Below are 24,433 nucleotides of genomic sequence, written 5' to 3'. Positions count from 1 at the left end.
CACCGGTGTAGATTCAAGCGGTGAAAGCCTCGATATTCCTGGTGCTGGCCACCCTGTTCTGGTCCGGAAACCTCGTGGTGGGGCAGGCAGCCGTCAACACCATGACGCCGCTCGAACTAACCTTTTGGCGGTGGGCGCTGGCCGCTCTTCCGCTCGTTGCGCTGGCCCACTTCGTGGAACGTCCGGACTGGCGCGCTATCCTTGGCCGCTGGCGGGTGCTGCTGCTCCTGAGCGTCCTGGGCATGGGCTGTTACACCCTGCTGCTCTATACGGCCCTGGAGCACACCTCGGCGCTCAATGCAGCGCTGATCACTGCCGCGAATCCTGCGCTCATCGTGGTGATGGCCATCTTCATCCTCGGCGAAAGGCCCGGCCTCTTCGGCTGGCTGGGCGTAGCCCTGGGCCTCGCCGGCGTGCTCCTGGTCCTGACCCGCGGCGAACTGCAACGCATCTTCAGCATTACCTTCAACTTTGGCGAGCTGCTGATGATTGGTGCGATCACGGTGTGGGGCTTCTACACCATCATTTCCCGCCGGTTGGGCCTGCCGGCCATTGCCGCCACGGCAGTGCAGGTGGTGATGGCAACCGCCCTTCTGGCTCCGGTCGCCCTCGCAGCGGGAGCCGGGTTCCCTTCCACCGCTGCCGAAGGCTGGTCGATCGCGTACATCGCCGCTTTCCCATCGCTGGGGGCGTATTTGTGCTGGAACCTCGCACTCAAAACGACGGCACCCGCGACCGCAGGCAATTACCTGAACCTGATCGTGGTGTTTACGGCGGCCATCACGGTCATGGGGGGCATTCCGGTCAGCCTGCCGCAGGCGGTCGGGGGCCTTCTCGTCATAGCCGGCGTCCTGCTGGCGAGCCGGCCGAAACGATCCCCGGCAATCAGGGCGGCGTGACCCTGGCGCAGCACTGGCCGGGTGCTGCGTTCCCTGCTATCCGGCTTTCTTCAACCCCGCAGCCGGCGGCCGCGCCGCAGAGGAAAGCGCCGTTCATGGCACACACCACATCCGCATGGCCGTCCGCAAGCCGGTGGAAGGGGCAGTTTTCGAGGGCAAGGCCTCCGGCTCCGTCGGGACGCGGCATGTAGCCCTCCGCGGAGAGGAACTCCTCGAGGCTTCGACTCCCCTCCGCCATGGCCAGGCCCTTCGCGTATGAGGTCGCCAGCAATATGTCGCGGACAGGCTCTCCGGCGGCACTGGACTGTTCGATGGCTGTGGCCATCAGTTCACCGGCGAGATCGTAATTGCGGTCAGGAACGGACGCCGCCACCTCCGGCTGCGCCGGCCGGTACATTTTCGCCGGTCGCCCCGACCCGGGGCCGGTCTTGCCGCCCAGCTTGCGGAATTCAACGGCCAGAACGCCGTCCTGCACCATTCTGTCCAGATGGAACGACGCCGTGCTTCGCGGGATTTCAAGCGCCGCGGCTGCTTCGTCGCGTCCCACCGGACTGGACGAACTTGCGATGAATCCGAAAAGTCGCCGGCGGTTTTCATCGCCCAGGGATGCGACGGCCGCGATCCGGCGGCCCCAGGGAAGTCTGCGCATGGAACACCCTAACTCTAAAAACAAGATTCATTGCTTAATAGCTCAAAGATTTCTAAAATCAGAATACCTACTTTTAGAAGGAGTTGCCATGAAATCTACCTCTGCACTGAGTGCGCCGGGCGCCAGGCTTGGGTCGGACCCGGCCAGGCAGGCGTTCCTGCTGCTTCGCACGGTCTTCACGGTCGCACCGATCATTTTCGGCCTCGACAAATTCACCAACATCCTGGCCGACTGGACCGTGTATTTGGCGCCCGTGGCGACGGCGATTGTGCCGCTCCCGGCCCAGACGATCATGTACGTCGTCGGCGTCGTGGAAGTCGCGGCCGGCATCGCGGTGGCAGTCCGGCCGCGTTTCGGATCAATCCTCGTGGCCGTGTGGCTGCTGGGGATCATCATCAACCTGCTGCTCCTGGGCAGTTTCTTTGACGTCGCGCTTCGCGATTTCGGCCTGCTCGTGGGCGCGCTCGCCCTCAACCGGCTGTCACCCCGCAGTTCCCGCAGGCCGTAGTCGCACAGCTCAGTCGCACAGCTCAGTCGCTCAGCTCAGTTCGTAGGCGGAACGAGCACCAGTCGTTGCGCCACGTCCGCCCGGGCCGCCGCGAGCGCGGCCGGGCCAGGACACGAGAGCGAGATGTAGACGGACGACCCCGCTGTGGCAAAGAGCCGGGCCAGCACTGCGTTCGATTTTCCGCCTGGCGCAGATCCACCCTCGAAGACCAGCACTTCAGCCCGTGGCCCGGGCTTGTCCGGCTCACCGCCCCAGCGCAGGGTGTCGGTCTTCAGGTAGCCGGGCAGGATGGTGGGATCCAGATATTTGAACAGTTCAACCGTGGAGGCCTTGTCATCCCCGGCCACGGCAAGCGCCGTCTGGTTCACGCGGACCCGCGCCGAGACCACGCATCCGTCTGCTTTGAGGTAGCGGTTCTCCCCCGCCACGTTCTCCTTGATTGTTTTCCACCCCGGCGCCTCACGAAGTCCGTCGGAAAGGCCGACGGCAACTCCGCCGGCCAGCGAGTCCCCGGCGGTAAACGGAAGGTCCTTGGCCGCCACTGCAGCCGCATCGTGGCCCGGGGTTATGGTGGGCGTTGCAAGCGCCGGCGTGGTCCGGTCTACACTCGGGGCTGCAGGGTCCGGGACGTCCACGCTGCATCCGGCCACGGCGGCCAGCACCACGGCCAGGGTCAGCGGCAAAGCCACCCCCGGGCTTGCCGCGGGTACGCGTCGCGACCGGACCGCTGCGGGTCCCCTGCCCGTCGATTGCACGTTGCCCCCATATACGGTCTGCCGGCGGAACTGCTCCGGCCGGTCCTCCGCAAGAGTTTAGACGGTTTGGACGGCAGGTCGTCACGGCGCGGCCAGCACCCTGATGGCGCCGGGCACCACCTCCACCGTCAGGGGCAGCGGGCCCACCCTCTCGCCGTCGGCGTACGCAACGACATCTCCCGCCGCAAGCTCAACCCGGCGCACCTGCCGGAGATGCACTGCCTGGTGCCCGGTATGGCGGCCGGAAAAGACCTGCGGGAAGACGGCCAGGAACCGCACGCGGGACAGTGGCTTGACGATGAAGAGATCCAGGAATCCGTCGTCCAGCACGGCATCAGGAGCAACCTTCATGCCGCCCCCGATGGACTGGCCGTTCGCCACCGAGATGAGCATGGCTCCCTGCCGCCAGGTTTCCCCGTCGGCCGTTACCGTGTAGTCGATGGCTTTGAAGGTGGCAAGTTCGCGGAGCATGGCCAGGTTGTACCTGCTCCTGCCGCGGGGCCAGCGCCACGAGTTGGCACGTTCGTTAACGGCGGCATCGAACCCGGCGGAAAGAACTCCGGCAAACCAGCGGCTTGTGCCGCTGCCGGTAACCCGCCCGGCATCGATGAGGCGGCCGCCCGACTCCATTGCGGACCATATCCGCTCACAGGCGGCAGCAGCGTCATTCAAGGGAAGGCCCAGGGCACGGGCCATGTCGTTGCCGGTGCCGCTTGGAACGATGCCCAGCGGCACCGTGCCGTAGGGGGCAGCTGACTCGGCCAGCGCATTGATCCCCAGGTGGACCATGCCGTCACCGCCCACCACAACGAGGGCATCGCAGCCGGACGCAAGTACGTTGGCCACCGCTGCTGCCAGCCGTTCATAGCTGGCCTTCCGCAGCACGATGACTCGTGCTCCGGCGGAGCGAAAGTAGTCCACCACCGTGTCGCCGGTGTGCTGTGCACCGCCGAAGGAAGCCCGGGGGTTGATGGCAACGGCGATGATCATGCGCTGAATTATGCCAGCCGCGGGAACCATGGCCACGGGCGCGGACGTTGAGCCTATGCACGGTTAAACTGGGCGGACCGGACTGCCTGAGTGGACTGGAACCTACAAGAAAAGGATCAGTGTTTGACCCAGGGCAGCAGCTCCCATTACCAGGTCCTTCGTCTTCCTGTGACGGCGACGGACAAAGAGATCAAAGTGGCTTACCGCAAGGCTGCGCGGCGGGCACATCCCGACCATGGCGGGGATGCCGCCATCTTCCGGCAGGTGACGCTGGCCTACGAGACGCTGATAGATCCGAAGCGGCGCGCCGCGTACGACCGCTCATACGCCCACGGAACCGCCGGCGCGGCAGCCGCGGCAGGCGCCCATTTCGATGCGCCGGCAGCCGGGAGCCGCGCATCGGCAACCGTCCACCGGCCCAACACGCCGCGCAACACGGCAGGCGACCCGCCGGTCTACGTTCCGCCGTTCGAGCATCCGGAGTCCGGCAATGTGCCGCTGATTCCGGAGGAGCTTGCCGCCCGGCAGGTCCACGGCCTGCCGCGGAAACGGGGTATCTTTGGCGCGGAAGCCCGGATCCAGCGTGAGATGCGGACCGTGCAGCTGATCAGCAGGCAGATCCTCCCGGCCATTCCCGCGGCCAGGTTGATCAACGGGCTGCAGTCGCCCGCGGACAACAGCCACATCGACCATGCGGTGCTGTCCGGCTACCGGCTGGCCCTGGTCGGATCCATGCTGCTTCCCAAAGGTGCCTACGCCTGGAACGGAAGCACGCTGACGCACGGCGGCCGGGCCATTGCGCCGCCGCAGCTGGCGCACATCGTGCGGCGCATGCAGGACATCTTTCCGGAGCTCAACGTGACGGGGTGGACTGTCATCCACAGTCCCGACGGCAACCTCCATGAACCGGTGATCGACCACCACCGGCGTTCGCAGCGCGGGCATGAAACCGTCCAGGTGGTCAACGGAGCCGGACTGGTCCGCGGACTCAAGGAGTTCCTGGGCTCCGGGCCTGCCCCCAATACGGTCAATGTCCCCGTCCTCGCCAGACTGCTGCGCGGCATGCACTGAGGCCGGCATGCGCGGACGGACGTGACCGCGTTCGGTTGTGCCGCGTTCCGTTATGACGGGCCGCGGTGGCTAGGATGGGACGGTGTTCCGCATCCTCTTCCACACCCCTGAAATTCCCGGCAATACGGGCAACGCCATCCGGTTGGCTGCCATCACAGGCGCCGAGTTGCACCTCGTGGAGCCCCTGGGCTTTGACTTTTCCGACGCCAAGCTTCGCCGCGCCGGCCTGGATTACCACGACCTCGCCGTCGTGACGGTGCACAAAAGCATCGAGGCCGCCTGGGAGGCTTTGCAGCCTGAGCGCGTCTACGCGTTCACGTCCGACGGCGAAACGTCCTATGCGGACATCAGTTACCTCCCCGGCGACGTCCTCCTCTTCGGACCGGAATCCGTGGGACTTCCGGAGGAACTCAAGCACGACCCCCATGTCACGTCCCGCGTGCGGCTTCCGATGCTGCCGTCCCTGCGGTCCCTGAATCTTGCCAACGCGGCATCGATCGCCGTCTTTGAGGCCTGGCGCCAAAACGGCTTCGCCGGCGCCGTACTGTAGCGCTTAGGGCGGCCGCTCCCGGAGGCCTCCGCTCCCCCGCGTCGGCAGCCCGCCATTTTGCAGAAATCGCCGCCCATCCATGCGTGCGTGCACTCCGAATCACCTGTAGAGGCCAACCCGGGCCAAGAACAGGATCGCGAGGAGCGGCAGGTGACTACATTGCAGGTCCGCCGGCCCCAGGCCCGGAGCACGGAAGCCCATCGCGACGTTCCGAGCGCCCCTGCTGACAGAAGTTCGTCCGGGATCGACTTATGCTTGGGAGTGATGGAAACTCCCAACGCCCCAAACCCAGAGGCCACTGCTTCCCCTGGCACGTCGGCCGACGTGAACCGCCGGCTTGGCGACCTGCTGGCTCGAATCGCCGACGGGGACCAAGGGGCCTTCGCGGAGTTCTACGAACTGACGTCACGGCGTGTGTTCGGCATGGCCCGCCGCGTCCTGATCGACCCTGAGCTCAGTGAGGACACCACGCAGGAAGTGTTCCTCCAGGTCTGGCAGAACGCGGCGAAGTTCAATCCGGAGGCCGGCAGTCCGCTGGCCTGGCTGATGACCATTTCGCACCGCCGGGCGGTGGACAAGGTGAGGTCCTCCCAGTCGTCCACCGACAGGGAGGCCAAGTACGGGGCCAGCAGCCAGGAGATTGACCACGATTCCGTATCGGACGAGGTCGGAAGCAGGCTTGAAGCCGAGGCCGTGGTCAGATGTCTGGATACCCTCACCGAGACGCAGCAGCAGTCCGTCCGGCTGGCCTACTACGGCGGGCTGACGTACCGCGAAGTCGCGGAAAAACTGAACGCCGCCGTGCCCACCATCAAGTCCCGCATCCGCGATGGACTGATCCGCTTGAAAACCTGTCTGGGGGTGAGTTGAGATGACCGACATGAACCAACCGAACAGCAGCCGTTCCTCCGGGATGTTTGCCCATGATGTAGCCACGGACCTGGCCGCCGGCCGCGCCGTGGAACTGGCGGAAGTGTATGCCCTGGACGCCGTGGACCCCGCGGAGCGTTCTGCAATTGAGGACTACATCTCAGCTGCTCCGGCACCGGAGCGGGAGGCGTTCGATGAGCGCGTGCGGCAGGCACGCGAAACGCTGGCCGTTACCTTTACTGTCGAGGAGGAACCGCCGGCGGAGCTGTTCGACCGCATTCTGGCACAGCTGCCCGCGCAGCCCCGGAGCCAGCTTCCGGCACAGCCGGGCACGGTCCCCGTTTCCGCTCCGCCGTTCCATGGTCATGCCGAGGAACCTGGCCGGGTTCCCGTTGCCGATGAACTCGGTGCAGCCCGTGTGCGCCGTGAGGAACGGCGCCGGGCACCGGGAATCCGCAACTGGCTGGTGGGAGTGGCTGCGGCGGCTGTCATCGCGCTGGGCGGCGTAGGCGTGGGGGCCTATGTTGCCAACCAGAACGATCCGCTCAACCAGGTGCTCCAGGCCCAGGACGTCAGGGAGGCAACTGTCGACGTCAGCGGCGGAGGCACGGCCACCGTCGCGATTTCGACCTCCAAGGATGCCGTCGTGGTCAAGATGAACGGCGTTCCGGCCCCTCCGGCCGGAAAGGTGTACCAGATGTGGCTGATCCCCAAGGACGGTTCCGCTCCGGTGTCGCAGGGGCTCATGGACGCAGAGGCACTGTCCAAACCGGCCGTCGTGAAGGGCATTCATTCGGCGGCAGCGCTGGGCATCACCGTTGAACCGGTGGGCGGTTCCGCATCGCCCACCCTGCCGACAGTTGCCGCGGCTCCCCTCGGGGCCTAGTTACTTCCGTTCGCCGTACCGGCCTGCCGGCGCCGCCACTCCGGCGCGCATCGGCAGGCCTCGGCATTTAATCGCTGCCACCGCGCCAGGTTGTTGACATTGACGTTACGTCAACTTCTAGGATGAAGGAATGAAGCAGGAGGAGCCCCGCAGCTGGTCCATTGCCGAGGTTGCACGGCTGAGCAATGTCTCGTCCCGCACCCTCCGGCACTATCACCAGCTGGGGATCCTGGATCCCGCCTACACCGGGCAAAACGGCTACCGCTATTACGGGCAGGAACAGCTGCTCCGGCTGCAGCGGATTCTGCTGCTTCGCGAACTGGGCCTCGGCCTCGAGGCCATCGCCGACGTCCTCGCCGGGCAAACCAGCCAGCTGGACGCACTTGCCGTGCATCGTGAATGGCTGCTGGCTGAACGCGATCGCCTCGGCCGGATGGCCGTCACCGTGGACGCCACCATAACAGCGCTAAGACAAGGAGACACTGTGTCCGCCGAGGAAATCTTCAAGGATTTCGACAACAACCCGTACGAGGAAGAAGCCCGGCAACGCTGGGGCGACAAGGCCGTTGAGGACAGCAAAGCACGCCACGCCGCGATGAGTGACGCCGCAAAAACGGCGTTCATGCAGGAGGCACAGGACATCAACGAGGAGCTGGCGCGCTGCTTCGACGCCGGCCTGAAGGCCGCAGCCCCGGAAGTCCAGGCTGTCGTCGACCGGCACTACAAGTGGGTTTGCGCCAGCTGGACACCGGACGCCGAAGGCTACGTCGGCCTCGGACGGATGTACGTCGACGACTCCCGGTTCACTGCCTTCTACGAAAAAAGCCGCGCAGGCCTGGCACCCTACTTTTTCGAGGGGATCAAGGCCTACGCGGCAGCACGGCTCAGCTAATCTGGCGCGGGGGCAGCGCTGGCTCGGGGGCGGCGCTAGAAGCCCGCAATTGTCCCCGGGCCGTTAACGGAGACCACGTGGAAGGCCTCGGCGCTGTGTCCGGGTGGCAGTCCGGCCCGTTCGCCGGTAGCCAGCATGAGGCCCCGCACCGTCCGGTCCATCGCTTCGAGGTCGGGGTGCTGGCTGGTGTGCACGTGGATGGCCTCGAGTTTGTTGTCCACATGGGCAGTAACGTCCACGAAGTGGTTTTCCCGCTCCTCCGGCCCGGCAAACAACCACAGCCACGGTAACTTGTAGGCTGCCAGGCCCGCTTCTGCGAGCTCGGGGTAGGCGAACGGGTTTTCCAGGGCCGGATAGACCGCCCGGGTCACTGCCTCGCCTACGGCCAGGTGGTCCGGGTGGCTCTTCTGGATGCGGTTCCAGTTGCGTTCCGGATGCATGGCAAGAACGACGTCGGGCCGGATCTCACGGATCAGTTTCACCACTCCCCTCATTACCTCGTGCGTGGGCTCCAGATAGCCGTCCCGTTCATGCAGGTAGTGGATGTCCGTGACGCCGACCAGCGCGGCTGCGCGGCGCTGCTCTTCCATCCTCATGGCCACTATCGCCTCGCGCTGCGCGGGGTCGAAGCCGCCGGCGTCGCCGTCGGTCATAATGCAGTAGCTGACCTCAACCCCGGCCCCGGCCCAGGCTGCGATGGTTCCGGCGGCACCAAAGTCGACGTCGTCCGGGTGGGCGGTAAAACAAAGGACCCGCTCAACCCGGTGGTAATCCGGATTGAACGGGCTTTGCGCCGTAGCGTTGGTGCTCAAATCATCAGCCCTTGCGCTTCTTGATCTCTTCAGTCGCCTGCGGAAGGACCTGGAAGAGATCCCCGATAATCCCGAAGTCGGCAATCTCGAAGACGGGCGACTCGGCATCCTTGTTGACAGCAACGATGACCTTGGCGGTCTGCATGCCGGCTTTCTGCTGGATCGCGCCGGAGATGCCGGCGGAAATGTACAGCTGGGGCGAAACGGTCTTGCCCGTCTGGCCCACCTGCGCATCGTGGCCGATCCAGCCGGCGTCCGTGGCGGCGCGGGACGCACCCACGGCAGCACCCAGGGCGTCGGCAAGCTCCTCAACCGGGCCAAAGTCGCCGTCCACGCCGCGGCCTCCTGCCACCACGATCCTGGCTTCGGTGAGGTCCGGACGGCCGCTGGCGGGCTTGTCCTTGCGTCCGGTAATGCGGGCAGCGCCAGCCGTGGCAGAGTCCGGAACGTCAACAGTGAGGACTTCCGGGCTCACTGCCGCGGCGGCAGGTTCCGGCGTGACACTGTTCGGCTTGACCGTCAGCACCGAAACGGCCGTGGTGGCCTTGGCCGTTGTGGTGTACGACCCCGCCAGGACGGACTTGTGGGCAGTGCCGTCGACTTCGACGCCCACGACGTCCGTGATGACGCCCGCGCCGAGCTTGATGCCCAGCCGGGCTGCGATCTCCTTGCCGTCGAACGAGTTCTCCAGGAGCACTGTGCTGGCTCCCGAAGCCGCAACGGCACCGGCAAGGTAGGCGGCCTTCGGACCAACCAGGTAGGCGTCCAGGTCCTCGGACGACGGACGGTAGACAGCCGTGGCGCCGTGGGCGCCCAGGGCGGCCACGACGTCGTCGTTCAGCGGGCCGTTGACGGCGACGGCCGTCTCACCCAGCGAGCGGGCGATTGTCAGCAGTTCCAGGCTGCTCTTCTTGAGGGCCTGACCGGGGTTGTCAATGAATACAAGTACTTTTGCCATGTCGGGGATCCTCTTAGAGCAGCTTCTGGGCGGCCAGGAAGTCCACCAGCTTGATGCCGGCGTCGCCTTCGTCGGTGATGATGGTGCCGGCGGTACGCGGCGGACGTGGGGCCGCCGTCGTCACCTCGGTCCAGGAACCGGCCTTGCCCACCTGGGCGGGGTCCACCCCGATCTCCGCGAGCGTGAGGGTGGTGATCGTCTTGCGCTTGGCCGCGATGATTCCCTTGAAGTTGGGGAACCGGGGCTCGTTGATCTGGTCGGTTACGGACACGACGGCGGGCAGCGTTGCCTCGACCGTGTCGTAGTGGGTGTCGCTGTCGCGACGGGCGATGACGCGGCCGCCGTCGACTCCAAGTTCGGAGGCAAACGTGACCTGCGGCAGGCCGAGCCGCTCTGCGAGTTGCGCCGGTACCAGGGAGGTTTCGCCATCGGTGGATGCCATGCCGGTCAGGACCAGGTCCACGGGACTGTCTGATCCGAGGTGGCGGACGGCTGCGGCCAGCGCCAGGGACGTTGCAGCGGCATCGGAGCCGGCCAGCGCATCGTCACGGAGGTGGACGCCTTCGGTGGCACCGATTTGGAGTGACTTCTTGATGGCATTGACGGCGCCCGCGGGACCCATGCTGAGGGCGATGACCTGGTTGCCGGCTTTGGCTCCGCCGCGAGCCTCAGTCAGCTGGAGCGCAGCTTCCAGGGCATATTCGTCCAGCTCGGACAGGATGCTATCGGCGCGGTCGGTGGTGTTGTCCTCGTCGCTGAGGTGACGGTCCAATTGCGCGTCTGGTACATGCTTGACCAGAACGATGATCTTCAATGTCTCTTCCACTTTCTGTACAGCAGCCTTCCATGCTTGTGGATAGCCAGCCGGGTGAGGTTATGGCCGCGGATCTCCCCCGGGGTGCGGGTAGATCCAAGCTAACCATATAGCGGGGCGTCCGCGCCGTCCCGTTAACGCCTGTGTCAGGCCGCCCGCGCACGGCGGAATAGCACTGTGGAGGCGGGACCACCATATCGGTGTCCCCGCCTCCACTTTCGGGTCAATGTGCGGTTGCAGCCTTGCCTGAGCTGATGCCCGGCAGGTGCGGCACCACCTACTGCTCCGCTGCAGCTCCGAGCGTTACGTCCACTTGCTGCTCCTGGCCGCCGCGCTGGATGGTGACTTTCACGGATGCGCCTGCCGGCTGTTCCCGGACCGCTGCGGTCAGCTGGTTCGGATCGCTGATGGTGAGGTCGTTGAACTTCGTGACGACGTCGCCCACCTTGAGGCCGGCCTTGGCGGCGGCGGAGCCGGACTCCACGGTGGCCACTTCGGCGCCCACCGAGAAGGACGAGTTCGACGACGTCGACGACTTCGCCTTGACGCTGACGCCGAACTGGCCGTGCGTCGCCTTGCCGGTGTCGATGATTTCCTGGGCAACGCGCTTGGCGTGGTTGATGGGCACACTGAAGCCCACGCCGATGTTGCCGCTGGTGCTGGAGTTCGAATCGCCGCCGGCCGAGGCGATAGCCACATTGACGCCGATGACTTCACCCTTGCTGTTGACCAGGGCACCGCCGGAGTTGCCCGGGTTGATCGCGGCGTCGGTCTGGATCACATTGATCGAGATGGATCCCTGGTTCGTGGCGCTCTGGCTCTGACCGCCGTCCGGCGGCGCAAACTGGAAGCCGCCCTCGCCGTTGCCCTGCGAGTTGTCCGCTCCGTCCTTCGGCGCGGCCGAGGAGGCCACACTGATGGTGCGGTTCAAGGTGGACACAATGCCGTCAGTCACCGTACCCGTCAGGCCCAGCGGCGATCCGATGGCTATGGCGGTGTCGCCCACGTTGAGTTTGCCGGAGTCACCGAGGGTTGCCGGGGTCAGCCCGGACGCGTTGTCCACCTTGATGACAGCCAGGTCGCTGAGGGGGTCCGTGCCCACGATCTTTGCTGTGAGGACTTTGCCATTGCTGGTGCGGACTTCAATCGTGGCGTTGGCCGTTTTGCCGTCCAGGGTCACCACGTGGGTGTTCGTCAGGATATGGCCTTGGTCGTCGAGGATGATGCCGGAGCCGGTGCCGCCGTCGCTTCCGCTCGTCGCCTTGATGGTCACAACGCTCGGTGACGCCTTTACCGAAGCAGCCGTGATGACGTTGACGTCGTCCTTGTTGTTCACGATCACGGTGCCTGGCTGGCTGCCGGTGCTGACAGTAGACGTTGAACCGTTGTTCAGGAAGGCGTCACTGGCCGCCACCACGCCGCCGCCCACGAGGCCGGCGGCAAGGATGCTGGCAACCAGGGTTCCCACGCCGAAGGCAGCCTTCCGCTTCGGTGCACTCGCGGGATCGGAGGCGTAGATGCTGCCCTGGTGGTGCTGGTTGGCCTGGTAGGGGCCGCTGGCCTGGGGAGCGCCGGCACCTGAATAAGTTCCGCTTCCCGCGTGTGCGCCATGCTGGGTGGAAGCGCCGGCCTGCTGCCCATAGAACGGCTGGTGCTGCGGATAGACCGGCTGCGGAGCACCATCCGCTCCGGGGTGCGGCTGTCCGTTGCCGGACCGGGCCTGGTCCAGTCGGGCGGTCGGGTTGTCATGGCCTGAGTCTCCGGCTGGCTTTTCCGCTGACTGCGGCTGCGCCGCATCCAGCCGTTGGGTGTCCGCATGAGGAGGCTGCGCAGGCCAGCCACCCCGGGGCTGTTCCGGACCCCTGTTCTCAGGCGATCCACCCTGTGCTGGGTTCTCAGTCATTAGACTTCCTTTCGTCCTTGTCTGCCTTTAACTATGGACCCTCAGACTGAAGCTAAAGCGGACGTTGGCTGGGAGGTTCCTGAACGCCTTCGGAATCCATTTTTTGCCGTCCGAGCCATGGGTGCAGCGCTTTTCGCTGGTGGCATATTCCCCGCTGTGGACGGGCAAATTGGTGCACCATAGAATCAAATGGAATTGCCACAGCGACCTGCGGCTTTACACATGCGTGGGGGCGCTGCTGCATTCTGTGACGACTGGCTCGGCCCGAATCAGTCGCAGAAGTGCTGAAGGGTTGCACATGCGGTCTAAGTTGAAACGTCTCCTCGCCGTGATCGGCCTTGCCGGGTTGCTGGCGGTTCCCGCCACCTCAGCGTGGGCCGAGGACCCGGTGACCATCGACCCGGCGTCAAAAGTCGTGGACAAAGCCGGAGTTCTGGGTGGCAAGCAGTCCGAGGTCGAAGCTGCCATAAAGAAGCTCGGCACAGACCACCAGATGAACCTCTACGTCGTCTACGTCAAGACGTTCACCAACCCCTCTGTTCCGTCGGAATGGGCTGCCGAGGTGGCCACTACCGCGCAGCTGAGTAAGAATTCGATGCTTTTAGCGGTCGCCACCGACTCACGCAAATACCAGCTCAGCAAGCCCAGCAACAGCGCTATCAGCGATGCCAAGCGAGACAACATCATCAAGAATGCCGTTGACCCGCAGTTGCGGAATGGCAACTGGGCCCAGGCCGCCATCGACACCGCCGCCGCCATCGGCGACGCCGCGGGCGGCGGCAGCGGCACTGTTTCGTCCGGCGATGGTGCCGGAGCGGCAGTACTAGTCGGCACCGGAGTTGTTGTGGCCGGTGGCGCGGGTGCTTACCTCTACTTCCGAAACCGCCGCAAGAAGGCGTCCGCCGCGTCCAGCGCCAGCTACGGCCCGCAAGGCGCGGAACTGGACCCGCTGGCTTCACTGAGCGTGGACGAGCTGCGCAAGAAGAGCGGTTCGCTGCTTATTGAGGCTGATAACGCCATCAACTCCAGCGAACAGGAGCTCGGGTTCGCCCAGGCGCAGTATGGCGATGCAGCCGTCGGAAACTTCACCAAGGCACTGCAGGAAGCCAAGGGCCACATGTCCGAGTCCTTCAAACTGCAGCAACAGCTTGACGACCACATCCCGGACACCGAAGAACAGCAACGCAGCTGGCTCGGCGAAATCATCCGCCGCTCGGAGGCTGCGCTGGCCTCCCTCCAGGAACAAAAGGCCGACTTCGACTCCCTGCGGGAGTTGGAGAAGAACGCGCCCCAGGCCCTGGCCGCAGTGAACACCGGCGCCCGGGAAGCAGACGCCCGCATCGCCAGTGCGGATCAGACCCTGACGGCGCTGCGGGCTAAGTATGCCGACAGCGCCCTTGCCCAGGTCGCCGACAACATCGGACAGGCCAAGGAGCGGCTCGCCTTCGTGCAGAACGCCAGCTCCACGGCCCAGGACAAGCTGGCCTCCGGTGAGGGCAGCCTGGCTGCCGTGGCCGTCCGTGCCGCCGAAGAAAGCCTGCACCAGACCAAGGTGTTGCTCGAGGCCATTACGAAGGTCTCCGGCAGCCTGGACGAGGCACGCAACAGCCTCGATGCCGCCGTCGTCGATACGTCCCAGGACCTCGCCCAGGCCAGGGCAATGATCCAGTCCGGGGCCCATCCCGAGCTTGCCGGACCTGTGGCCGGGGTGGAAGCTGCCTTGGCACAGGTCAAGGCGGAGATCCAGGGCGGGAAGATCGATCCGATTGCCACCCTCGAACGGGTGGAAGCGGCCCACCAGTCGCTGGACCAGTCCCTGACCGGCATCCGCGACCAGCAGGAACAGGCGCGCCGTGCGCAGGCCTCGCTGCAGCAGACAATCATGTCCGCCCAGGCGCAGATCAGTGCCACCTCGGACTACATCACTGCACGCCGCGGCGGGGTGGGAACCGAAGCACGGACCCGCCTGGCTGAAGCCCAGCGGAACCTGGACTATGCGCTGTCCATCTCCCGCAATGATCCCGTTACGGCCCTGACCTATGCCCAGCAGGCCCACGCGCTGGCGGCCCAGGCGGCACAGCTCGCCCAGGGGGATGTGGACAGCTTCGGCTACGCGAACCAGGGCTACGGCCGGGGCGGCATGTTCGGCGGCGGCGGCGGCGGCGGCCTCGGCGGGGCCATCCTGGGCGGCATCCTCATCAACTCCATCCTCAACGGAGGCAGCGGCGGCGGCTGGGGCGGCGGCCACAGCGACGGCGGCGGCTGGGGCGGCGGAGACTTCGGCGGCGGAGGCGGAGATATGGGCGGCGGCTGGGGCGGCGACTCCGGCGGCGGCGGGGACTTCTAGCCGGTCCACAGACTAGGCGGCGGCCGGTACCACCGGCCGCCGGGTAGAAACGGTACACCAACTGTTCACTGAATTCAGTGGCGACCACTGAGCAGGATGAAAGGCAACACCATGGTTAAGCAGTCCATTTTCGGCCGTATGGCGCAGCTGGCAAAGGCTAACATCAACTCCTTGCTGGACCAGGCCGAAGATCCGCAGAAGATGCTGGACCAGATGGTCCGCGACTACACGAACAACATAGCCGAAGCTGAATCTGCCGTAGCGCAGACCATCGGAAACCTTCGGATGCTCCAGGACGACTACAACGAGGACATCAAGAACGCCCAGGACTGGGGCAACAAGGCCCTCGCCGCCTCCCGCAAGGCCGACGAATACCGAAACAGCGGCGACACTGTGGACGCCCAGAAGTTCGACAATCTGGCCAAGGTAGCCATCCAACGCCAGATGTCGGCCGAGAACGAGGCCAAGGCGGCCGAGCCGAGCATCGCGTCGCAGACCGAAGTTGTGGACAAGCTCAAGACCGGCCTGGACCAGATGAAGGGCAAGCTCAACGAGCTGACCAGCAAGCGCAATGAGCTGGTGGCCCGCTCCAAGACCGCCGCCGCGCAGTCCCAGGTTCACGACGCCCTCAAGAGCATCGACTTCATGGATCCCACCAGCGAGGTGGGCCGCTTCGAAGAGAAGATCCGCCGTGAAGAGGCCAAGGTCCGCGGCCAGCAGGAGCTTGCCGCGTCCAGCCTGGACGCGCAGTTCAACCAGCTCGAAGACCTCGGCGAACAGACCGAGATCGAAGCCCGCCTCGCGGCCTTGAAGTCCGGCGGCGCCAAGCCTGCCATCGGATCGTCGGCCAATTCTTCCGCAGCCGGTTCCACCGTGGAAGAAGCCGACTTCGACAAGCTCTAAGCAGATCCGCCGGTCCCTTGATCGAGCGACGAAAGGCCGGGGTCCTTGTGATGGGACCCCGGCCTTCTGCTTTTTGCCCAGTGCTAGCGCACAGAGACAGCAGGTTCTTTTGCCGCGGTCAGCCCGGCGCCGGACGCAATGCAACTCCCGGAACGGACGTCGCCGTCGTTATAGACCTGGCGCAGGCAGTTGCGCAGGGCCAGGTGGCCCCAATAGTTGGGGTGCAGCGATTCCTGGATGTAGTAGTCGCTGAACACGGTGCTGGCGGTCCGGACCTCGTTTCGTTGTGTCCGCACACAGTTCGCCGGTGAACAGCGCGGCCACGTTCAGCGTGTGGACGCCGTCCAGCCCCGAAGCTGCCATACCCGCTGAAATAGTGGACGGGCTGGTCATGAACTTTGAGACGCACTTGGCGATGATGCCGGCAAAGCCAAGATCGTTTCCGCCCACCGAGACCACCACCATCTTGGCCCGGTGGCCCGATGCGAAGTTCTGCAGGGCAATCGCCTGACCCATATTGCCCGCAGCATCGTTGTAGAAATCCAGCCCCGGCTTGAATTCCCCGGACGAGTTCCAGGAGATGGCCGTTTTGGCACCGGAGCACGCCAGATTCGCTGACTGTGCCTGCCCTATCCTGACCTCCGCCGAGGTCGGATTGACCGGCATCATGATAGGCCGCGTCACCCAGAACATCAGTCTGGCCCGAATCACTCGAGTTGCCGGCCCAGCGGCCCGCCTCCCCCGAAATGTAGGAATCCCCCCACGCTGACCACCCACTCGTCACCACCGACGGGTGCGGCGTGGGCCGAAGAGGCAACGAAAGCGGAGACGGTTACAGCGGCTGCGATTGCCGTGACAAGCCCCCTGGTGCGCGCCAGCCACGGTCGTGCTGTCCCGGGCCGCGTGGCCGGGGAAAGGAATAGCTTCATTGGTCATCCTTTGTCTGCGCGCGGCAACATTGCGGCGTGCAGGTGGCCCGGCAGCCGACCGCCTCCAGCCGGGTGCCGATATCAACAGGAAAAAGCCTGATCCGAACGGAACCGTCCGTGCGGAGAATGAGCGCAGGGGACGACTGGAGCGAGCCCACGGCTAAGTTACCGGCCGGTAAATAGCCCCGTGCGGCGTGTACCGTGGAACCATGCCTTCCACCATTGTCTGGCTCCGTGACGACCTCCGCCTCGATGACAATCCGGCGCTGGCCGATGCGGCAGCTCTGGGCCACCCGCTGACAGTCGTCTACATCCTGGACGAAGAATCACCCGGGGTGCGTCCTCTCGGCGGGGCGGCCAAGTGGTGGTTGCACCATTCACTGGCGTCCCTGGCCGGCGGCCTGGAAGCGGCGGGCTCCCGGCTGGTCCTTCGACGCGGGAGTGCTGCCGGAATCATCCGGGAGCTGGCCGCCGGCACGGGAGCCACCCACCTCAGGTGGAACCGCAGGTACGGCGGACCCGAACGCAGCATCGACGCCGGCGTCAAAGCCTGGGCCGGGGAACATGGACTTGATGCGGCGAGCTTCCAGGCCAGCCTCATGTTCGAGCCATGGACCGTCCGCACCGGGGCAGGCGGCCCGTACAAGGTCTTCACGCCCTTCTGGCGCGCGTGCCTCGAAAGCGGGGAGCCGCGGATGCCCTCCGACGCCCCCGGCACGCTGCCTCATCCAGCCGGGCACAGAGACGGCGGGGTGCCCCAAAGCGATGACCTGGGCAGCTGGGCGCTGCTCCCCCGCACGCCCGACTGGAGCGCAGGACTCGCGGAACAGTGGACGCCCGGCGAAGCGGGCGCCCACAGCCGTCTGAAGGACTTCCTGGACGGCCCTGTCGAAGAGTATGGAACCGGCCGCGACCGGCCGGGAGTCGAAGGCACCAGCCGCCTGTCCCCCCATCTTCGCTTTGGTGAGATCAGCCCCTTCCGCGTGTGGCGCGCGCTCCGTGAACGCTTCCCGCGCCAGGCTCCTGCCGACGTCGGAATTTTCCGCTCCGAACTGGGCTGGCGCGAGTTCTGCTGGCAGCTTCTGTACGAGAACCCTGAGCTGGCCAGCCGAAACTACCGTCCCGACTTTGACCGGTTTGAGTGGCAGACGCCGTCGGACGCCGAACTGGAAGCCTGGCAGCAGGGCCGGACGGGCTATCCGCTGGTGGACGCCGGGATGCGCCAGCTGTGGCAGACGGGTTGGATGCACAACCGCGTCCGCATGGCTGCCGCGTCCTTCCTGGTGAAGAACCTGCTCGCAGACTGGAGGCTGGGCGAAGCATGGTTCTGGGACACGCTGGTGGATGCCGATTCCGCGAGCAACCCGGCCAACTGGCAATGGGTGGCGGGCTCCGGAGCGGACGCCTCCCCCTATTTCCGGATCTTCAACCCAGTGACGCAAAGCAAGAAATTCGACGCCGCCGGCCGCTACCTGCGCGAGTTTATTCCGGAAATCGCCGGTATGGACGACAAGGCGATCCACGAACCCTGGAAAGCACCGGACCAGGCTGCCGGGTATCCCGAGCCCGTGGTGGGCTTGCCGGAGTCACGTGAGCGGGCCCTGGAGACCTACCAGAAGCTCAAGGACAGCTGACAGGCGGCACGGCTCGGGATCCCCTGCTGCCGACCGGTCAGCGGCTGCTGACCTTGCCCATCAGGGAAGCTATGGGACTCAGGAAGAGCGGGCGTGCCAGGAACCAGGCGGCGACCATAACGGCAACTGACGCCGCGAAGATGCCGAATCCCACCCAGCTGACGTCGTCGCTGCCGCCGTACATGTGGTTGAGGTTCCGGAGGGCGCCGGTGGCCAGCACCAGGAAAACGTGGACCACAATGAAAGCGACGAAGTAGATCATCACCGGGAAATGCACGGCGCGGGCAGCCTCGATCGGGTAGGCCTTATTCAGCCCCTTGGCATTCTTGGGCCAGGCCGAGGACATCCGCAGGCCCGTGATGAACGCCAGGGGCGCCGCGATGAAGACGGTCAGGAAGTACGTCAGCAGCTGGAGGGCGTTGTAATTGACCCAGCCGTTCTCCGTCGGCCAGTTCAGCGAGGCGTACTGCAGCGCGGCCGAGAGCGCGTTGGGAAATACGTCCCAGCTGGTAGGTACGATCCTGGCCCACTGGCCGGTGGCGAAGAGCAGGACGGCGAACACGATGCCGTTGAGGATCCACAGCGCGTCAAGGACGAGATGGAACCACAGCGCCAGGCTGATCTTCGTCGGCGCGTTCCTGGTGCGGACCAGGCCCTTATTGTTCCGGGTCCAGTAGGCGGCCGGACGCGTCTGCGTGCGCACCTGCCAGCCGGAACGGATGATCAGCAGCAGGAAGAAGCCGTTGAGGAAGTGTTGCCACGCCAGCCATGCCGGGAAGCCCACGGGAGTTCCCTCGGGCAGCTCTGAATGGCCCGGGTAGGCTGCCACGAAGTCCTTTACCGCAGGGAGCCCCGTGACCCACTTGGCGAGAAGTACCACGAGAAGAAGCGCAACGAGCGCGGCCGGCACTGCCCAGTACAGCTTGGCCCATTTGCTCTTCGCAGTTCCGGACTTCTTCTTGGTTGGTAGAGACATCGAGCAGCATTCCTCTCGAGAATGATCGACTAGAAACAGGCGGATCCACCCTGCCCGGGTCCGCCGACAGGACTTGCGCCCCGGTTAAGTGCGCCTTAATAGCTTGAATCATGAACAGCGGAAGAGCGAACCCGCGCGGGGCGGCGGTCATGCCCCGCAACATAGCGTCCGCTTCCTGGAGGCGACGGCCTGCCTTTGCCGTGACCGACGTCGAACGATCACCTGGCACCGCAGGACGTTGCCCCCGCGAATGAGAATACTAGGAAATGCTAGTAGTTGGGTGCTTCAGACAAGAAAAGAGGCCCTGACCGGCACAATTCCCGGTCAGGGCCTCTTTTATGGTTGCGGGGACAGGATTTGAACCTGTGACCTCTGGGTTATGAGCCCAGCGAGCTACCGAACTGCTCCACCCCGCGTCGCAAGAACAACACTACCCGCCGGTGAACTTCAGACCAAATTGAGGGGACGTGATCTGCGTCTCCGCGCCGAAAGGGCCCTCCGGACCGGAGGCCATGGCCCGGGAACTGGTACCGGCGCCGGAAACGGCAAAGGCCGGTTTCCCCTTCCTGGTGGAAGACGAAACCGGCCTGCGCGGGCGGGCGGCCACTACGGGGAGCACGCCCTCCTGATCAGTTACTCGGCGACGGCGTCGCGGCAGCCGAGGGGGTGGCCGTGGGAGCGGTGGTGGCTCCCGGCGTCGGTGATGCACCTTCGGCGCCGAGCTTGGCTTCGGCGTCGATCGCCTTCTGCAGTGCTGCGGACAGCTTCTTTTGCTGCTCGCCGTAGGCTGCGAAGTCGCCCTTGGCCAGAGCTTCCTGGCCGGCACGGATGGCTGCGTTTGCCTCATCCAGCGCGGCCTTCAGCTCCGCCTTGGCGTCGGTACCACCGGTTGCGGGCGGCGTACTGCCTCCGGCCGCCGGCGGCGTCTGGCCGTTGTTGGCCGAGTCACCGGCCGTTGCCCCCGAATCACCGCCGAAGAGCTGGTTCAGCGCTTCGTCCAGTGTCGGTGCGAACCCGATCTTGTCACCGAAGGCAACCAGCACGCGCTGCAGTGTGGGGTAGGACGTTTCGCCGGTCGAGCGCAGGTAGACGGGCTGCACGTACAGCAAACCGCCGCCCACCGGGAGGGTCAGCAGGTTGCCGTTAAGGACGGCGGACGCGCCTTGCCGGAGCAGGTTCAACGCCTGGGACACTGTGGGATCGGAGTTGAACTTGTTCTGGGCCTGGCCCGGACCAGGGACCTGGGCTTCCGGTGGAATCTGCAGCAGCCGGAGCTGGCCGTAGCTTTCCGCCTTCACGCCTTTCTGGTTGCCGGCATCGGAATCCGCAGCCAGGAACCCGTAGAGCACGTTGCGGGCGGTCCCGTTGACCACCTGCGGAATGAACGATGACGTGAGCTGGAAGGCCGGCTTGTCCTGGTCCGGCATCTGCAGCGACATGTAGAACGGCGGCTGCTTGACCTCTTCCTTGACCGTGGGATCGTTCGGCACGGACCAGGCATCGTTGTTCGTGTAGAAGTTGTCCGGCTGGGTGACGTGGTAGCGGCCCAGCAGTTCGCGCTGGACCTTGAACAGGTCCTCGGGATAGCGGACGTGGCTCATGAGCGCGCCGGACATCTCCGAGTAGGGCTTCAGGGAGGTCGGGAAGACGTTCTGCCATGCCTTCAGCACCGGGTCCTGGTCGTCCCAGGCGTACAGCGTTACCGAGCCGTCGTAGGCATCAACCGTTGCCTTCACGGAGTTGCGGATGTAGTTCACCGAGCTGTTCGGCAAGGCGACCGTGCGTCCGGCCGTGGTCTGCGAGTCTGCGGTGGCCGCAGACAGCTGCTCCTGCTGCGAATACGGGTAGTACTGGCTGGTGGTGTAGCCGTCCACGATCCATTTCACGCGGCCGTCCACTACCGCAGGGTAGGCGTTGCCGTCGACCGTGAGGTACGGGGCGACCTTTTCGACGCGGTCCCGCGGATTGCGGTCGTAGAGGATCTGCGACTCGGTGTTGACGCCGTCGGACAGCAGCAGGTCCGACGATTGGAACTTGATGGCGTAGAGGACCTTGTTGAAGAAACTGCCCACGTTCGGGCCGCCGTTGCCGGTGAAGGTGTACTGGGTTTCTCCATCGCCTTCCTTGCCGGCGGGACGGTCCTGTTCCCGGTGCGGCGAACCCTCCGGTGCACCAACAATTGAATACTCGGGCGAGTTCTCTCCAAAGTAGATCCGGGGCTGGTAGGTCGAATCGTTGCCGAGCACGCCGTTGGACGGAATCCCGGCCTGCAGGAACTCAGGCTTGCCGTCGGCAGTGAACTTGTTGCCCTTGGCAGCCACAACGCCGTAGCCATGGGTGTAGACCACGTGCCGGTTGAGCCAGGACTGCTGGTTGGCGCTGAGGCCGTCCGGGTTCAGCTCGCGGACGGCGATCACCGTGTCCTGCACCTTGCCGTCAACTTCATACCTGTCCACGTTGAGAGCGCTCGGGAACTGGTAGTAGGGACGGTACTGCTCGAGCTGGGAGAAGGCGTCCGAAATCAGGTTGGGGTCCAGGAGGCGGATATTGGCAGTGGTCTGCGCATCCGGTGCCAGGGCGCCGGTGGTGGCGTTGGTGGTGGCGTTGTACCGCTTCTCCTGGATCTTATCCAGGCCGTAGGCGGCACGGGTCATACTGATGTTCCGCTCGATGAACTGCTTCTCCAAGGTCTGTTCCGACGGGCGTACCTGGAACTGCTGGATGACCCACGGGTAGACACCGCCGGCGAGGATCGAGGTGATGACCAGCATTGCCGTGCCAATGACGGGAAGGCGCCATTTACCGATCACTGCGGCGACGATGAACAGGATTGCCACCAGCGCGGCCGCTACAGCCAAAATCGATTTGGTGGGGATGACGGCGTTGACGTCGGTGTAGAGGGCACCGGCCCAGCGTCCGTTGCTGTTCTGAACTGAGGAATAGCGGTCCAGCCAGAAGTTCACGCCAAGGAGTAGCAGGAAGACCGCACCGGTGACGGCGAGGTGGATTTGCGCGGCACGGCTGGTGAAGATGCCGCGTTCCATGATCCGGATGCTGCCGTAGAGATAATGCGTCAGAATTCCCGCGATGCCGGCGACCACAACAACGCTGATGAGGAAGCCTGTCACGAAGCCGAGGAACGGCAGGGTCATCAGGTAGAAGCTGATGTCCAGGTTGAACTGCGGATCGTTCTGGCCGAACGGCTCCTGGTTCAGGAAAAGCAGCACTTTCTGCCACTGGCTGGCGGCGGCGCTTCCGGCAAAGAGGCCGAACAGCACCGGCAGGCCGATCATGACCACCCGGCGGACCGGCTCCAGTTGAGCCTGGTAGCGGTTCAGGTTGTCCCTGATCTCCGAGTCCGGCGCGTAGACGGGACGGGCGTGGTACGCGATGCGGATGGCATAGAACATGGCAACGAACATCAGCGCGAAGCCGGCGAGGAAGATAATGATCCGGGCCAGGTTCTCGGTGAGGAATACTTCAAAGAACCCGAGCTGCTGGTACCAGAGGACATCGGTCCAGACATTGGCGAAGAAGATGAATCCGACCACAACCAGTGCTACGACGATCAACGTCGGCGTCAAGGCACCTCGCCTTGGCTGGGGTCTTCCGGGCGGAGTGGAGCTGGCGGGACGGGACAAACTCGGTACCTCATAGCTGGTTGTCAGTTACTGGTTCTTGTCAAGAAATCAAGGTGCGCGTGATGATGAGCTGCTGGAACTGCCGCGTCGCCCCGAACACGGGGCTCAGCAGCAGTCACTAATGCCACGAGTGGCACTGGTGCTTAGTTCCTGCAATTAGTCTAGTTGCTGGTGCACGCGGGAAGCCCGGATGTGTCCCCGCCTGAACCGATCACGGTGACAGCTTCCCGTGCCTCAGCCAGGTTCTCGACTTTGACCACCTGCAACCCGTCCGGAATGTGTCCCACCACCTCCGGGCAGTTGGCCGCCGGCGCCAGGAACACCTCAGCGCCGTCCGCCCTCGCCCCGTACATCTTCTGTCCGATCCCGCCGATGGATCCCACGACGCCGTCGGGCGTGATGGTGCCGGTCCCGGCGATGTGTTTGCCTCCGGTCAGGTCCCCCGGCGTGACGGTGTCGATGATGCCCAGGGCGAACATCATGCCCGCGCTGGGGCCACCCACCTTGTCGAGGGAAATCTTGACGTCAAACGGAAACTTGAAGTCGTATTGCAGCAGCACGCCAAGGATGAACTTGCCTGCCGCGTTCTCGGTCGGGGTGATGGTTTCGGTCACCGGCGTACCGTTTCGGTCGACGACGACGGTGGCCGGCTTTCCTTGCCCGGCGGCAAGTTCCTGCTGCACTACGCTGAGCGACGTCACGGGCTTGCCGTTCACGGTGTTGAACACATCGCCGGCCTGCAGCTTGCCTGCGGACGCCGACCGCTCCGCAAGGTCCGCCACCCGCAGCTTCTGCTCAAAGGGAATATCAAGCTCCTTCAGGGCGGAAGCTGTGGCGTTCTCCTGGGAGGTGGTCATGGCCACAGCACTTTCCTGCTGGGATTCCTCCTTGGTGACCCCGGTCGGAAAGATGAGCTCTTCCGGATAGACAGCCTTCGACTTGTCCAGCCAGGCTGAGAAAGCCTCGAACACGCTGACCGGGCCGTTGGGTCCGCCGTCGACATAGACAGTGGTGAGGTCCAGGTTGCCCTTGGCCGGAAACGTCTCGCGTCCGCTCACGCTGATGACCGGTTTGCCATTGTCACTGGCGAGGGTGTTGAAGGTTGGCCCGGGTGATTCCACGACATACGGCACGGGAAGGCTTGCTGCGGTGATGCCCAGTGCCAGTGCCACCAGCCCGGAGGTCACCATGGCGGCGTAGCGGTTATCACCAGCTTTGGCGCGGCGGGACGTCGGCCGGCGCAAGAGCCTGCCGCGGGTGGCCCCGCTGCCGTCTCCGGATTCCGCCGGATCCCCCGGAACCTGGTCACCCTGAGTGATTGTCAATGAAGGACCTCTCCGTACCTGCGCCCGCGGACGCGGCCCCTTGGCTGAACCGGATCGCACTGACGGCAGCCTGCAAATATTCCGATTACTAACACTACGCGTTGAACAGCCGGTGCCGCTC

At 64.9% G+C, this 24,433-nt stretch carries 22 protein-coding genes and 1 tRNA gene; 10 read left to right on the top strand and 13 right to left on the bottom strand.

Going from position 1 to position 24,433, the window contains the following annotated elements:
- Window positions 1–20 precede the first annotated feature (20 nt).
- On the top strand, window positions 21–899 hold the full coding sequence (locus ACFVWT_RS03775) for a DMT family transporter (protein ID WP_390245356.1): 879 nt from the start codon (window positions 21–23) through the stop codon (window positions 897–899).
- Here the strand turns inward: ACFVWT_RS03775 and ACFVWT_RS03770 are convergent.
- A complete protein-coding gene (locus tag ACFVWT_RS03770) occupies window positions 886–1,548 on the bottom strand; it encodes a helix-turn-helix transcriptional regulator (RefSeq protein WP_390245354.1) in 663 nt (220 codons plus the stop codon). The two genes, ACFVWT_RS03775 and ACFVWT_RS03770, sit on opposite strands and share 14 nt — an antisense overlap.
- 88 nt (window positions 1,549–1,636) lie before the next feature.
- Here ACFVWT_RS03770 and ACFVWT_RS03765 point away from each other — a divergent pair, with 88 nt between their 5' ends.
- Window positions 1,637–2,056, top strand: coding sequence for a hypothetical protein (locus ACFVWT_RS03765; protein ID WP_390245352.1), 420 nt, complete (start codon window positions 1,637–1,639; stop codon window positions 2,054–2,056).
- A gap of 35 nt (window positions 2,057–2,091) precedes the next feature.
- On the opposite strand, the gene ACFVWT_RS03760 is transcribed toward ACFVWT_RS03765, so the two are convergent.
- The gene (locus tag ACFVWT_RS03760; RefSeq protein WP_390245349.1) at window positions 2,092–2,811 is read right to left on the bottom strand and encodes a hypothetical protein; all 720 of its coding nucleotides are present in this window, start codon (window positions 2,809–2,811) and stop codon (window positions 2,092–2,094) included.
- A gap of 81 nt (window positions 2,812–2,892) precedes the next feature.
- Window positions 2,893–3,801: a diacylglycerol/lipid kinase family protein gene (locus ACFVWT_RS03755; RefSeq protein ID WP_390245347.1), complete on the bottom strand. Its 909-nt coding sequence runs from the start codon at window positions 3,799–3,801 to the stop codon at window positions 2,893–2,895.
- Window positions 3,802–3,924: 123 nt separating this feature from the next.
- On the opposite strand from ACFVWT_RS03755, the gene ACFVWT_RS03750 reads away from it, so the two are divergent.
- The 5 genes from ACFVWT_RS03750 to ACFVWT_RS03730 all read left to right on the top strand — a co-directional run bounded on the left by ACFVWT_RS03750 (window position 3,925) and on the right by ACFVWT_RS03730 (window position 8,070).
- Entirely contained in the window at window positions 3,925–4,872 is a 948-nt protein-coding gene (locus tag ACFVWT_RS03750) for a J domain-containing protein (RefSeq protein ID WP_390245345.1), read from the top strand.
- Between the two features lie 82 nt (window positions 4,873–4,954).
- On the top strand, window positions 4,955–5,422 hold the full coding sequence (locus ACFVWT_RS03745) for a tRNA (cytidine(34)-2'-O)-methyltransferase (RefSeq protein ID WP_390245343.1): 468 nt from the start codon (window positions 4,955–4,957) through the stop codon (window positions 5,420–5,422).
- Window positions 5,423–5,686: 264 nt separating this feature from the next.
- Complete coding sequence (locus ACFVWT_RS03740) at window positions 5,687–6,292, top strand: sigma-70 family RNA polymerase sigma factor (protein ID WP_390245341.1); 606 nt, start codon at window positions 5,687–5,689, stop codon at window positions 6,290–6,292.
- Window position 6,293: 1 nt separating this feature from the next.
- Window positions 6,294–7,178: an anti-sigma factor domain-containing protein gene (locus tag ACFVWT_RS03735; RefSeq protein WP_390245339.1), complete on the top strand. Its 885-nt coding sequence runs from the start codon at window positions 6,294–6,296 to the stop codon at window positions 7,176–7,178.
- Between the two features lie 130 nt (window positions 7,179–7,308).
- Window positions 7,309–8,070 (top strand): MerR family transcriptional regulator, encoded by a 762-nt coding sequence (locus tag ACFVWT_RS03730; protein WP_390245337.1) that lies wholly within the window; start codon window positions 7,309–7,311, stop codon window positions 8,068–8,070.
- A 35-nt stretch (window positions 8,071–8,105) separates the two neighbouring features.
- Here the strand turns inward: ACFVWT_RS03730 and ACFVWT_RS03725 are convergent, their stop codons facing one another.
- The 4 genes from ACFVWT_RS03725 to ACFVWT_RS03710 all read right to left on the bottom strand — a co-directional run bounded on the left by ACFVWT_RS03725 (window position 8,106) and on the right by ACFVWT_RS03710 (window position 12,557).
- Window positions 8,106–8,882, bottom strand: coding sequence for a PIG-L deacetylase family protein (locus tag ACFVWT_RS03725; RefSeq protein WP_390245335.1), 777 nt, complete (start codon window positions 8,880–8,882; stop codon window positions 8,106–8,108).
- Window positions 8,883–8,886: 4 nt separating this feature from the next.
- Complete coding sequence (locus ACFVWT_RS03720; RefSeq protein WP_390245333.1) at window positions 8,887–9,840, bottom strand: electron transfer flavoprotein subunit alpha/FixB family protein; 954 nt, start codon at window positions 9,838–9,840, stop codon at window positions 8,887–8,889.
- A gap of 13 nt (window positions 9,841–9,853) precedes the next feature.
- Complete coding sequence (locus tag ACFVWT_RS03715; RefSeq protein WP_390245331.1) at window positions 9,854–10,654, bottom strand: electron transfer flavoprotein subunit beta/FixA family protein; 801 nt, start codon at window positions 10,652–10,654, stop codon at window positions 9,854–9,856.
- Between the two features lie 277 nt (window positions 10,655–10,931).
- Window positions 10,932–12,557 carry a trypsin-like peptidase domain-containing protein gene (locus tag ACFVWT_RS03710; RefSeq protein ID WP_390245329.1) on the bottom strand — a complete coding sequence of 542 codons (1,626 nt, stop codon included), beginning with the start codon at window positions 12,555–12,557 and terminating at the stop codon, window positions 10,932–10,934.
- A gap of 298 nt (window positions 12,558–12,855) precedes the next feature.
- On the opposite strand from ACFVWT_RS03710, the gene ACFVWT_RS03705 reads away from it, so the two are divergent.
- Entirely contained in the window at window positions 12,856–14,904 is a 2,049-nt protein-coding gene (locus ACFVWT_RS03705; RefSeq protein WP_390245327.1) for a TPM domain-containing protein, read from the top strand.
- Window positions 14,905–15,015: 111 nt separating this feature from the next.
- A complete protein-coding gene (locus ACFVWT_RS03700; protein ID WP_390245325.1) occupies window positions 15,016–15,807 on the top strand; it encodes a PspA/IM30 family protein in 792 nt (263 codons plus the stop codon).
- 168 nt (window positions 15,808–15,975) lie between these two features.
- Here ACFVWT_RS03700 and ACFVWT_RS03695 read toward each other — a convergent pair whose 3' ends face one another.
- Together ACFVWT_RS03695 and ACFVWT_RS03690 are read right to left on the bottom strand one after the other, a co-directional pair.
- Complete coding sequence (locus tag ACFVWT_RS03695) at window positions 15,976–16,491, bottom strand: hypothetical protein (protein ID WP_390245323.1); 516 nt, start codon at window positions 16,489–16,491, stop codon at window positions 15,976–15,978.
- 23 nt (window positions 16,492–16,514) lie between these two features.
- Window positions 16,515–16,736: a hypothetical protein gene (locus ACFVWT_RS03690; protein WP_390245321.1), complete on the bottom strand. Its 222-nt coding sequence runs from the start codon at window positions 16,734–16,736 to the stop codon at window positions 16,515–16,517.
- A 209-nt stretch (window positions 16,737–16,945) separates the two neighbouring features.
- Here ACFVWT_RS03690 and ACFVWT_RS03685 point away from each other — a divergent pair, with 209 nt between their 5' ends.
- Window positions 16,946–18,370 (top strand): cryptochrome/photolyase family protein, encoded by a 1,425-nt coding sequence (locus tag ACFVWT_RS03685; RefSeq protein WP_390245319.1) that lies wholly within the window; start codon window positions 16,946–16,948, stop codon window positions 18,368–18,370.
- A gap of 37 nt (window positions 18,371–18,407) precedes the next feature.
- Here ACFVWT_RS03685 and ACFVWT_RS03680 read toward each other — a convergent pair whose 3' ends face one another.
- The 4 genes from ACFVWT_RS03680 to ACFVWT_RS03665 form a co-directional block, all read right to left on the bottom strand.
- Window positions 18,408–19,346, bottom strand: a complete 939-nt coding sequence (locus ACFVWT_RS03680; protein WP_390245317.1) for a cytochrome b/b6 domain-containing protein — start codon at window positions 19,344–19,346, stop codon at window positions 18,408–18,410.
- Window positions 19,347–19,685: 339 nt separating this feature from the next.
- Window positions 19,686–19,762, bottom strand: a tRNA-Met gene (locus ACFVWT_RS03675).
- Window positions 19,763–19,975: 213 nt separating this feature from the next.
- Window positions 19,976–22,987: a UPF0182 family protein gene (locus tag ACFVWT_RS03670; RefSeq protein ID WP_390245315.1), complete on the bottom strand. Its 3,012-nt coding sequence runs from the start codon at window positions 22,985–22,987 to the stop codon at window positions 19,976–19,978.
- A 161-nt stretch (window positions 22,988–23,148) separates the two neighbouring features.
- Window positions 23,149–24,312: a PDZ domain-containing protein gene (locus ACFVWT_RS03665; protein ID WP_390245313.1), complete on the bottom strand. Its 1,164-nt coding sequence runs from the start codon at window positions 24,310–24,312 to the stop codon at window positions 23,149–23,151.
- Between the last annotated feature and the right edge of the window lie 121 nt (window positions 24,313–24,433).

Source organism: Arthrobacter sp. NPDC058288, assembly GCF_042880995.1.
GTDB lineage: Bacteria > Actinomycetota > Actinomycetes > Actinomycetales > Micrococcaceae > Arthrobacter.
This window is presented reverse-complemented; position numbering and strand designations above follow the sequence as displayed.